At 58.2% G+C, this 11,065-nt stretch carries 12 protein-coding genes; 10 read left to right on the plus strand and 2 right to left on the minus strand.

Annotated features, from left to right (window positions below; genetic code table 11):
• Positions 1 to 276 precede the first annotated feature (276 nt).
• Entirely contained in the window at positions 277 to 1,497 is a 1,221-nt protein-coding gene (locus HX846_RS00775) for a CaiB/BaiF CoA-transferase family protein (protein ID WP_177116525.1), read from the minus strand.
• A gap of 13 nt (positions 1,498 to 1,510) precedes the next feature.
• A complete protein-coding gene (locus tag HX846_RS00780; RefSeq protein WP_003214743.1) occupies positions 1,511 to 2,692 on the minus strand; it encodes an acyl-CoA dehydrogenase in 1,182 nt (393 codons plus the stop codon).
• 157 nt (positions 2,693 to 2,849) lie between these two features.
• On the opposite strand from HX846_RS00780, the gene HX846_RS00785 reads away from it, so the two are divergent.
• The 10 genes from HX846_RS00785 (at position 2,850) to HX846_RS00830 (ending at position 10,988) form a co-directional block, all read left to right on the plus strand.
• Entirely contained in the window at positions 2,850 to 3,749 is a 900-nt protein-coding gene (locus HX846_RS00785) for a LysR family transcriptional regulator (RefSeq protein WP_168197498.1), read from the plus strand.
• A 447-nt stretch (positions 3,750 to 4,196) separates the two neighbouring features.
• A complete protein-coding gene (locus HX846_RS00790) occupies positions 4,197 to 5,318 on the plus strand; it encodes a Re/Si-specific NAD(P)(+) transhydrogenase subunit alpha (protein WP_178964803.1) in 1,122 nt (373 codons plus the stop codon).
• Positions 5,319 to 5,333: 15 nt separating this feature from the next.
• Positions 5,334 to 5,657 (plus strand): NAD(P) transhydrogenase subunit alpha, encoded by a 324-nt coding sequence (locus tag HX846_RS00795; RefSeq protein ID WP_178964804.1) that lies wholly within the window; start codon positions 5,334 to 5,336, stop codon positions 5,655 to 5,657.
• Entirely contained in the window at positions 5,654 to 7,090 is a 1,437-nt protein-coding gene (locus tag HX846_RS00800) for an NAD(P)(+) transhydrogenase (Re/Si-specific) subunit beta (RefSeq protein ID WP_003214748.1), read from the plus strand. Before HX846_RS00795 ends, HX846_RS00800 begins: the two co-directional genes overlap by 4 nt.
• 179 nt (positions 7,091 to 7,269) lie before the next feature.
• Positions 7,270 to 8,763, plus strand: coding sequence for an acetyl-CoA hydrolase/transferase family protein (locus tag HX846_RS00805; RefSeq protein WP_087694539.1), 1,494 nt, complete (start codon positions 7,270 to 7,272; stop codon positions 8,761 to 8,763).
• A gap of 318 nt (positions 8,764 to 9,081) precedes the next feature.
• Positions 9,082 to 9,297 (plus strand): DUF1127 domain-containing protein, encoded by a 216-nt coding sequence (locus tag HX846_RS00810; protein ID WP_003214752.1) that lies wholly within the window; start codon positions 9,082 to 9,084, stop codon positions 9,295 to 9,297.
• Positions 9,298 to 9,559: 262 nt separating this feature from the next.
• A complete protein-coding gene (locus HX846_RS00815) occupies positions 9,560 to 9,754 on the plus strand; it encodes a DUF1127 domain-containing protein (RefSeq protein WP_003214754.1) in 195 nt (64 codons plus the stop codon).
• A 151-nt stretch (positions 9,755 to 9,905) separates the two neighbouring features.
• The gene (locus HX846_RS00820) at positions 9,906 to 10,226 is read left to right on the plus strand and encodes a DUF2388 domain-containing protein (RefSeq protein WP_008439660.1); all 321 of its coding nucleotides are present in this window, start codon (positions 9,906 to 9,908) and stop codon (positions 10,224 to 10,226) included.
• A 106-nt stretch (positions 10,227 to 10,332) separates the two neighbouring features.
• Positions 10,333 to 10,641 carry a DUF2388 domain-containing protein gene (locus HX846_RS00825; RefSeq protein WP_008439654.1) on the plus strand — a complete coding sequence of 103 codons (309 nt, stop codon included), beginning with the start codon at positions 10,333 to 10,335 and terminating at the stop codon, positions 10,639 to 10,641.
• Between the two features lie 26 nt (positions 10,642 to 10,667).
• Positions 10,668 to 10,988 carry a DUF2388 domain-containing protein gene (locus HX846_RS00830; RefSeq protein ID WP_003214760.1) on the plus strand — a complete coding sequence of 107 codons (321 nt, stop codon included), beginning with the start codon at positions 10,668 to 10,670 and terminating at the stop codon, positions 10,986 to 10,988.
• Positions 10,989 to 11,065 lie beyond the last annotated feature (77 nt).

The raw sequence follows: 11,065 nt of genomic DNA on the forward strand, positions 1-11,065 counted from the left end.
GATCGAAACGTTAATAGGGCTAAACAACACTGCCTTACTAACTCCTTCTGGGCTTCGATGACCTGAAGCAACTCGCTGCCGAAACCTACATAACTCTTTGTTTACCAAGGAGTTTTCCGTTTCGACTGCGCCGGAAGTGGGGCGAATTATAGACTTCCAGAATCTGCCGTCAACCCTTAATTCAGCTTTTCTATCAAATAGGCATTTCTGGCTAAAAACCGACCAACTTCCCTCCATATAGAGAGCCTCAACAACCCTCTATATAGAAGAGAAGCTTCAGATGACCCCGGCCTCCCTCAAAGCCGACACATTCGCTGGCGTCAAACCCAGCACTTGCTGCAGCACCTGATGGGTATGCTCACCCAACAGCGGAGGTGCGCTGCGGTATTCAACAGGCGTCTTGGACAGGCGCATAGGACTTGCCACCTGGGGCACAGTACCAGCCAACGCATGAGGCAACTGCATCGCCAACCCGCGCGCTTTCACCTGAGGATCGGCAAACACCTGCGCCAGGTCATTGATCGGGCCGCAAGGCACACCTACTCGCTCCAGCTGAGCCACCCATTCAGCCGTGCTCTTGAACACGGTAGCCTGACGGATCAACGGAATCAGCACCGCCCTGTTAGCCACTCGCAGCTTATTAGTAGCAAACCTAGGATCATCCGCCCACTGGGGCTGCCCAGCCACTTCGGCAAATTTGCGGAACTGCCCATCATTACCCACAGTAAGAATGAAGTCGCCATCCGCCGTAGGAAAATCCTGATAGGGAACGATATTCGGATGAGCGTTACCCAGGCGCTTTGGAGAGACGCCCGTCGTCAGGTAGTTCATCGCCTGATTAGCCAGACAAGCCACCTGCACATCCAGCAACGCCATATCGATATGCTGGCCGCCACCATCATGATCCCGGTGAGCCATGGCCGCCAGGATCGCAACTGTCGAGTAAAGCCCCGTAAGAATATCCGTCAGCGCCACGCCAACCTTAACCGGTCCGGCGCCGTCTTCACCCTCCGGGCGGCCAGTCAGGCTCATCAGCCCGCCAAGCCCCTGGATCATGAAGTCGTAGCCCGCCCGCGTCGCATAGGGCCCGGTTTGACCAAACCCGGTAATCGAGCAGTAGATCAACTCCGGATTGATCTCCTTGAGCGACTCATAGTCCAACCCATAGGCCGCCAAGCCGCCTACCTTGAAGTTCTCGATCAGAATGTCGGACTTCGCCGCCAGGTCACGCACCAGCTTCTGGCCCTCCGGCCGCGTGAAGTCGATCGTCACCGATTCCTTGTTGCGATTGGCAGACAGGTAATACGCCGCCTCAGTGGTGTTTTCCCCATACGCATCCTTGAGGAAGGGTGGCCCCCAGGCACGAGTGTCGTCGCCACTCCCGGGCCGCTCGACCTTGATCACTTCAGCGCCAAGGTCTGCAAGTATCTGCCCGGCCCAAGGGCCCGCCAGCACTCGCGACAAATCCAGTACCCGCAGGTGCGAAAGCGCGCCCATGGTCGTTCTCCTATTAATAGAACGCCTGAATACCGGTTTGCGCTCGCCCCAGGATCAATGCATGCACGTCGTGAGTACCCTCATAGGTATTCACCACTTCAAGGTTGACCAGGTGGCGGGCAATGCCGAACTCATCCGAGATGCCGTTACCACCGAGCATGTCACGCGCCATCCGGGCAATGTCGAGCGACTTGCCACACGAGTTACGCTTCATGATCGAGGTGATTTCCACAGCCGCAGTGCCCTCATCCTTCATACGACCCAACCGCAGGCATCCTTGCAGCGCCAGGGTGATTTCAGTCTGCATGTCTGCGAGCTTCTTCTGGATCAGTTGAGTAGCCGCCAAAGGCCGCCCGAACTGCTGGCGATCAAGAGTGTACTGACGCGCGGTATGCCAGCAGAACTCCGCGGCCCCCAAGGCACCCCACGAGATCCCGTAGCGTGCCGAGTTAAGGCAAGTGAACGGTCCTTTCAGGCCACGCACATCCGGGAAGATGTTCTCTTCAGGAACAAACACGTTATCCATGACGATTTCACCGGTGATCGAGGCGCGCAATCCGACCTTGCCGTGGATCGCCGGAGCACTCAGGCCTTTCCAACCCTTTTCCAGCACGAAGCCGCGAATGTCGCCCGCATCGTCCTTGCCCCACACCACGAACACATCCGCAATCGGGCTGTTGGTAATCCACATCTTGCTGCCAGTGAGGCTGTAGCCGCCATCCACTTTGCGCGCGCGGGTAATCATCGCGCCCGGGTCGGAACCATGGTTAGGCTCGGTCAGGCCAAAGCAGCCAATCCATTCACCAGAGGCCAGCTTCGGCAGGTATTTCTGCTTTTGCGCTTCGGTACCGAATTCATTGATAGGCACCATCACCAGTGAGGACTGCACACTCATCATCGAACGGTAGCCAGAGTCCACACGCTCTACTTCACGAGCGATCAGGCCATAGCTGACGTAGTTCAATCCACTGCCACCGTACTGCTCTGGAATCATCGCCCCCAGCAGGCCGGTCTCACCCATTTCGCGGAAGATCGCAGGGTCAGTCTTTTCATGGCGGAAGGCTTCGAGAACACGGGGCGCCAGCTTGTCCTGGGCGAACTGTTGGGCACTGTCGCGCACCATGCGTTCTTCTTCGGTGAGCTGTGAATCCAGCAGCAGTGGATCGATCCAGTTGAAGCTTGCCTTACCGCCCATGAGTGAGTCCTCGCGAAGTAAATCAAAAGTCGTGCATGGAGCCTAGGCCGGGCAGGCGAGGAGGGCAAACGAGGATTTTGCATAGCCTTGTGCTAATTTCTCACTCCGTAACATTCAAAAGCGGCATAGATGCTCTTTACTTGTGAGGTCACGGTACATGCGCAGAAAAATTCCCAGCACCACGGCGCTGGTCAGTTTCGAGGCTGCAGCCCGCCACGAGAGCTTTACCAAGGCGGCACAGGAGCTTTCGATCACCCAGGGCGCAATCTGCCGACAAATCGCCAGTCTTGAGGAGTTTTTAAGTGTCGAGCTGTTTCGACGCTCGCGCCGGGGCGTGAAACTGACAGAAGCAGGGCTTTCCTACAGTCGCCGGGTGGCTACGCAACTTGACGCCGTGGAACGCGACACCCTTTCGATCATGGGACAGCAGGGCACCAACGTTATTGAACTGGCGGTGGTCCCGACCTTCGGCACCCAATGGCTGATCCCACGCCTCAAGGACTTTCAGCACCAGCATCCCGAAGTCACCGTCAACCTGACCAACCGCACACGGCCTTTCCTGTTCGCCGATACCGAATTCGACGCGGCAATCTACTTTGGCGATGCCGACTGGTCCGGTACCGAATCCCACAAACTGATGGGAGAAAACCCGCTCCCTGTATGCAGCCCGCGCTTGCTGGACGGTCGCACGCACTTCACTGCACACGAAATCGCCGAACTGCCCCTGCTACAACAAACCACTCGACCCTATGCCTGGCGCCAGTGGTTCAACGCGCAACAGCTGGACATACCCCGCGACATGACAGGCCCGCGTTACGAGCTATTCTCCATGTTGTCCCAGGCAGCCATGCACGATATGGGCATTGCACTGATACCGCCGTTCCTTATTCAAAGGGAACTGAGCGATGGGCACTTGGTGATTGCCAGCCCTCAGGTACTGGCGAGCTCAAAGGCTTACTACCTGATGATTCCCGAGAGAAAGGTCGAATCAGCTTCTCTGCATGCGTTCAGAGACTGGCTGATTGATCAGTCGCATCGTTACAACCCCAATATCTAAAGGGTCTTCGTCAATTTATTAACTTTGTAGTCAACAAAATAAAATACCTACATATGTATATATATGTCGCAATTTAGAAGACCGCATCTTTTGACCCTGAAATGGCCTTTAAGCCATGTAGGTATTGGCCTGTAGCCATAAAATTGCAGCGATGCCCAAGCATTCACGTCGGCGATGGAGATGCGCTGATATTTCGGTAAAAACTCTTTAATCTCCTGTATTTAAACGACTTTAATCTATCCATTGCGACAATCGGTCACGGGGTGACTTGTAGTTAATTTTTCGTCACCCGTCATAATCTCTTGAAGGCCGTAAAGTTCGCCTGCAAAATGCCGCGCCCCGCTGTATTTCAGCGGGATCGTGCTGATCGGCCGCCCAGATTCGCCTGTCGTGGCGCACTGGCCTTTTACAAAAATCAAAGCAAAAAGATCATGCAGGAGATTTGACGTGCACATTGGTGTTCCTCTCGAAACCCAGACCGGTGAAACGCGGGTGGCTGCCACCCCGGAAACCATCAAGAAGCTGATCGGCCAGGGCCACAAGGTCACTGTGCAAAGCGGGGCAGGCATCAATGCCAGTGTCGTCGACAGTGCCTATGAAGCAGCGGGCGCAACCATTGGCAGCGCCAGTGATGCATTCGGCGCCGAGCTGATCCTCAAGGTGGTCGCCCCCAATGACAGCGAACTGACGCTGATCAAAAGCGGCGCAGTGCTGGTGGGCATGCTCAATCCGTTCAGCAACGAAACCATCACTCGACTGGCCAAGCATGGCATCACGGCCTTTGCCCTTGAGGCCGCGCCGCGCACCTCCCGCGCGCAGAGCCTGGATGTGCTTTCTTCCCAGGCAAACATTGCCGGCTACAAGGCTGTACTGCTCGCCGCCCATCACTACCCACGCTTCATGCCAATGCTGATGACCGCCGCCGGTACGGTGAAAGCCGCTCGCGTGCTGATTCTTGGAGCTGGTGTAGCAGGGCTGCAGGCGATCGCTACCGCGAAACGCCTGGGTGCGGTCATCGAAGCGTCCGACGTGCGTCCGGCGGTAAAGGAACAGATCGAATCCCTGGGCGCCAAGTTCGTCGACGTGCCATACGAAACTGATGAAGAACGTGAATGCGCGGTTGGCGTGGGCGGTTACGCGCGCCCAATGCCAACAAGCTGGATGCAGCGCCAGGCCCTGGCCGTGCATGAACGTGCCAAGCAAGCCGACATCGTCATCACCACCGCACTGATTCCGGGCCGCAAGGCACCGACCCTGCTCAGCGCCGAGACCGTCGCACAGATGAAGCCAGGCTCGGTGGTCATCGACCTCGCCGCAGCCCAGGGCGGCAACTGCCCGCTGACCGTGGCAGACCAGGTGGTCGTGGAAAACGGTGTGACCATCTGCGGCCCGACCAACCTGGCCGGCGCCGTCGCCGCCGATGCCTCGGCGCTGTACGCACGCAACCTGCTGGACTTCCTGAAGCTGGTCTTCACCAAGGAAGGGCAGTTTGAAATCAACCTCGAAGACGACATCGTCGCCGCGTGCCTGATGTGCCGCGACGGCCAAGTCATCCGCAAAAACGCCTAAGCAGGGATTCAGACGATGGAAGAGCTTATTTCCCCCGGTATCTACAACCTGATCATCTTCGTGCTGGCGATTTATGTCGGCTATCACGTGGTCTGGAACGTCACCCCGGCCCTGCACACCCCGCTGATGGCCGTGACCAATGCGATTTCGGCGATCGTGATCGTCGGCGCCATGCTGGCAGCCGCACTCACCGTGACACCACTGGGCAAGACCATGGGCACCCTGGCCGTAGCCCTCGCGGCGGTCAACGTGCTCGGTGGCTTCCTGGTTACCCGCAGGATGCTTGAGATGTTCAAGAAGAAAGCCCCGAAAGCAAAAGAAGAGGCGCCATCGTCATGAGCATGAATCTGGTCACGACGCTCTACCTGATCGCGTCGATCTGCTTTATCCAGGCCCTTAAAGGCCTGTCACACCCGACGACGTCCCGGCGCGGCAACCTGTTCGGCATGCTCGGCATGGCGCTGGCAGTGCTCACGACCGTGGGCCTTATCTATAAGCTCGGCGCCGAGCTGGCCACTGCCGGCATTGGCTACGTCATCGTTGGCCTGCTGGTCGGCGGCACCGCCGGCTCGATCATGGCCAAGCGCGTGGAAATGACCAAGATGCCGGAGCTGGTGGCGTTCATGCACAGCATGATCGGCCTGGCTGCAGTGTTTATCGCCATCGCCGCCGTCGTGGAACCACAGTCGCTGGGTATCGTGAAACACCTGGGGGATTCGATCCCCGCCGGTAACCGCCTGGAGTTGTTCCTCGGTGCAGCCATCGGTGCAATTACGTTCTCCGGCTCGGTCATCGCCTTCGGCAAGCTGTCGGGTAAGTACAAGTTCCGCCTGTTTCAGGGCGCACCAGTACAGTTCGGCGGTCAGCACAAGCTGAACCTGGTGCTGGGGCTGTTGACGCTGGGCCTGGGCCTGGCCTTCATGTTCACCGGCAACCTCAGCGCCTTCGCATTGATGCTGGCCCTGGCGTTCGTGCTGGGCGTGCTGATCATTATCCCGATTGGCGGCGCCGACATGCCGGTGGTCGTCTCGATGCTCAACAGCTACTCCGGCTGGGCTGCGGCGGGGATCGGCTTCTCGCTGAACAACTCGATGCTGATCATCGCCGGTTCGCTGGTGGGTTCAAGCGGTGCGATCCTGTCGTACATCATGTGCAAGGCGATGAACCGCTCCTTCTTTAATGTACTGCTCGGCGGTTTCGGCAACACGGCAGACGCCGCCGGCCCGGCCGGCTCGAAAGAAGCGCGCCCGGTGAAATCCGGCTCGGCTGACGATGCAACCTTCCTGCTGACCAACGCCGACACCGTAATCATCGTACCGGGCTACGGCCTGGCGGTGGCACGGGCACAACATGCGCTGAAAGAGCTGACCGAGAAGCTGACCCACCGCGGCGTGACCGTGAAGTACGCGATCCACCCGGTTGCAGGCCGTATGCCTGGTCACATGAACGTATTGCTGGCCGAGGCAGAAGTGCCTTACGACCAGGTGTTCGAGATGGAAGACATCAACTCCGAGTTCGGCCAGGCCGACGTGGTGCTGGTGCTAGGCGCCAACGACGTAGTCAACCCGGCCGCCAAGAACGATCCCAAGTCGCCCATCGCGGGCATGCCGATCCTCGAAGCGTTCAAGGCCAAGACCATCATCGTCAACAAGCGCTCGATGGCCAGCGGCTATGCCGGCCTGGACAACGAACTGTTCTACCTGGACAAGACCATGATGGTCTTCGGCGACGCCAAGAAGGTCATCGAAGACATGGTCAAGGCCGTCGAATAAACACTGCGCCAGCGCAATACCCAAAACCCTGGCCTTTAGTAGGCTGGGGTTTTTTATTGCCGGTAAAAACCGACAAAAGGCTCTAAATCGCTGCCTGGCATTCGACCATGGTAGCGGGACGAAATTTTTTGAAATCACTAGACTGCGCATCTTGCTTCCGTAGCCCGAGATAACAATCCATGTACCGTGATCGTATCCGCTTGCCTTCGTTGTTGAACAAGGTCATGAGCGCGGCTGACGCTGCCGCACTGATCCAGGACGGCATGACCGTCGGCATGAGCGGCTTCACCCGCGCCGGTGAAGCCAAGGCCGTGCCCCACGCCTTGGCCGAACGCGCCAAGACATCACCGCTGAAAATTACCCTGATGACCGGCGCCAGCCTGGGCAACGACCTGGACAAGCAACTGACCGAAGCCGGTGTACTGTCGCGACGCATGCCATTCCAGGTAGATAGCACCCTGCGCAAGGCGATCAACGCCGGCGAGGTGATGTTTATCGACCAGCATTTGTCGGAAACCGTCGAGCAGCTGCGCAACAATCAGCTCAAGCTACCGGACATCGCGGTGATCGAAGCCGTAGCGATCACCGAGCAAGGCCACATTGTGCCAACCACTTCCGTGGGCAACTCCGCCAGTTTCGCGATTTTCGCCAAACAGGTGATCGTCGAGATCAACATGGCGCATAACCCGAACCTGGAAGGCCTGCACGACATCTATATCCCGAGCTATCGCCCGACCCGCACGCCAATTCCGCTGGTGGCCGTGGACGACCGTATCGGCAGCACCGCGATTCCGATTCCGCCGGAAAAGATCGTCGCGATCGTCATCACCAATCAGGCGGATTCGGCCTCCACCGTGACGCCGCCCGACAGCGACACCCAGTCGATCGCCAATCACCTGATCAACTTCCTTAAAGAAGAAGTCGACGCCGGACGCATGACCAACAAGCTCGGCCCGCTGCAGGCAGGCATCGGCAACATTGCCAATGCGGTGATGTGCGGTTTGATCGAGTCGCCCTTCGAAGACCTGACGATGTATTCGGAAGTCCTCCAGGATTCCACATTCGACCTGATCGACGCAGGCAAGCTGAGCTTTGCCTCAGGCAGTTCGATCACATTGTCGGAACGGCGCAACGCCGACGTGTTCGGCAACCTGGAGCGCTACAAAGACAAATTGGTGCTGCGGCCCCAGGAAATCTCCAATCACCCGGAAGTGGTGCGGCGCCTGGGCATCATCGGCATTAACACCGCGCTGGAGTTCGACATCTATGGCAACGTCAACTCCACCCACGTCTGCGGCACCCGGATGATGAACGGAATTGGCGGCTCGGGCGACTTTGCGCGCAACGCGCACCTGGCGATCTTTGTCACCAAGTCGATTGCCAAGGCCGGCGCGATTTCCAGCGTGGTGCCAATGGTCAGCCATGTGGACCATACCGAGCATGACGTCGACATCCTCGTGACCGAGGTCGGCCTGGCGGACCTGCGGGGCCTGGCGCCGCGGGAGCGGGCTCGGGTCATCATCGACAACTGTGTGCACCCGGCGTACCGCGATGCCCTGAACACCTACTTCACCCAAGCCTGTGTGCTGGGCGGGCACACCCCGCATATCCTGCGAGAAGCACTGAGTTGGCACATCAACCTGGAAGAAACCGGGCATATGCTGAAGGCGTGATTGATACAGATTCGGGCTGATGCAAACACAGTTTCATCAGCCCGAGCTTCCGAGCCCAATTTTTATAAAAAATTGTACTGCTGTACCGGTCATTTCCTACTGAAATATCCTACCTCGAACTCCATAAACACCTAAAACGCACCATAAAAGTGCCGACAGGTACAGTTGCCCCAATTTCGTACAGTACAGCCCCTATAAACAGTTAACTGGCCCCTCACAATACAGGTGAACTGTATCTAGAGAGTCTTGCGCGGGAGGAGGATCATTGGCACCAGTTAAACCACTACCTAATCCCGCCACAAGCGGAAGGATGTCATCATGGAACGTACACTCAGTTCCGATCTGTTCTTCGAAGAAAAAGCTGTAAACACCCAGGCTTCCCTGCCTCTGCGCGTTCTCGCCAACCTGATGTTGTGGCAGCGCCGCATCTCCAGCCGCCATCAACTGGCTCGTCTGGATTCGCGTCTGCTGGCTGACGCCGGTATCAGCGAAGCACAACGCTACGAAGAGCTGAGCAAGCCGTTCTGGCGCTAATTAGCGTCCGCTGGCCCTGACCCACCGGGTCCACCGCCAGCACTCCGAATTGTTAAAGCAGAACCCGCCCCGGGTAACCGGCGGCGGGTTTTGTTGTTTATGGGGTTTGGATTTTCAATGGCGAAAACAGTCGGCTTTCTACAGACCGATACAGTTTAAAAAAAATAACAATTAAGCAGTACAATTTAACCCGCGTGTATCTGTACCGGTAGTACCCTCCAGCCCAAGATGGTGTTCCAGGACCTCATGGAAGGCGCGCGTCATGAATACCAAAAACCAGCAACACCCTCGGTTGATACAGCTACTCAAGCGTACCGCTGCAGCACTCGTCTGCTGGGGGCAACGGGCCCGCACACGCAGGCTGCTGGCTCAACTGGATCCGCGGGAATTGTCCGATGCGGGTATCAGTCACGGCGACCGGGCATCTGAGCTGGCCAAATCGTTCTGGCGCGAGTAATCACCGCAGGAAGCTATCCGAACAGATAAGCGGCGGCTAATATCCGGCTACCACGTGGCGAACCCTGTAGAACGGGCGTCTGATGCCCATGGTCTCGCTGCTCAAGCAGTAGCTTTGTGCCACCCTTTCGTTCATTTACAGGAGTCACCCCATGTCCCGTCTTCACCTGCTGAGCGCTGCAGCCCTGCTGGCCCTGGCTGCCAATGCCAACGCCTCCAGCCTGATCGTGACCACGGATTCGATCGTCGGCGCACTGAAAGCCACCTCAGACGCCACCTCCGATGCCACTTCCTCCCTGCGTGACAACAAGGTCGTACGTGCCGCCCGTGACGACGCCGCCAGCTTCGTTGCCAGCGAAGGCGCCATCCGTGGCGTAAAACTGGAAAGCGCCCTGGCCCAGATCCGCCAACAGGCTCCACAACTGAATACCGCGACTGACGCGCAGCTGGCCCAGGCGATCCTGGCCATCTGACCGCAGGTGGGATAAAGGGGGCGCCAGGCGCTCCCCGAACCCTCCGCGCTGGCTCTCGCCCGGGCATTGCGCTAGCCTTGGCGCTCGTTTTCAGTTGTCGAGTCCCATGGCTTTTTCATACCGCCTGTTGATCGCTCCCGTAGTGTTTTGCACCTGCTGGTCCACGCAAGCTCCGGCCTTTGACCTGTCCACCCAGAGCCTCGTTGTCAGTGCGTATGCCACCAGCAAAGTGACCTCCGCACCGTTCGACCATAAACTGATACTGGCCGCCCAGGATGACGCTGCCGCTTTCATTGCCACTGACGGCCAATGGCGGGGAGCCCGACTGGAATCAGCGCTGGATTATCTGCGCCATACCCAGCCAAAACTTAACGCCAGTGACCTTGAACTGGCGCAAGCAATTCTCGTCCAATAATCATCTTTGTATTTCGGAGTCATTCCATGCGTAGCCCGCTGATCGCCGCCGCTCTCGGCCTGCTGTTGTTGGCCGGTGTTGCCCAGGCACAAACCCTGAAGGCCACCAGTAACATCATCGTCCGAGCCTCGGCCCGTACCATCGATTTCACCTCGGACACCACCACGTCCATCCGCGACTCCAAAGTCGTACGCGAAGCCCACGACGATGCTGCCAGTTTCGTCGCCAGCAATGGCGAGATTCGTGGCGCTCAACTGGAAGCCGCCTTCGACACCCTGCGAACCCGCGTGCCGGAAGCCCGCGACGCCAGCGACCAGGTCCTCGCCGAAGCTATCCTCTCTCTGTGAGGCGCATTGCCGCCTGGCTACTGGCCGGCACCTTGCTGCTGGGCGCCAGCGCGGCTCAGGCCGCCCTGCAACTGCGG

The sequence above is a fragment of the Pseudomonas sp. K5002 genome, from assembly GCF_013386655.1.
Lineage (GTDB): Bacteria > Pseudomonadota > Gammaproteobacteria > Pseudomonadales > Pseudomonadaceae > Aquipseudomonas.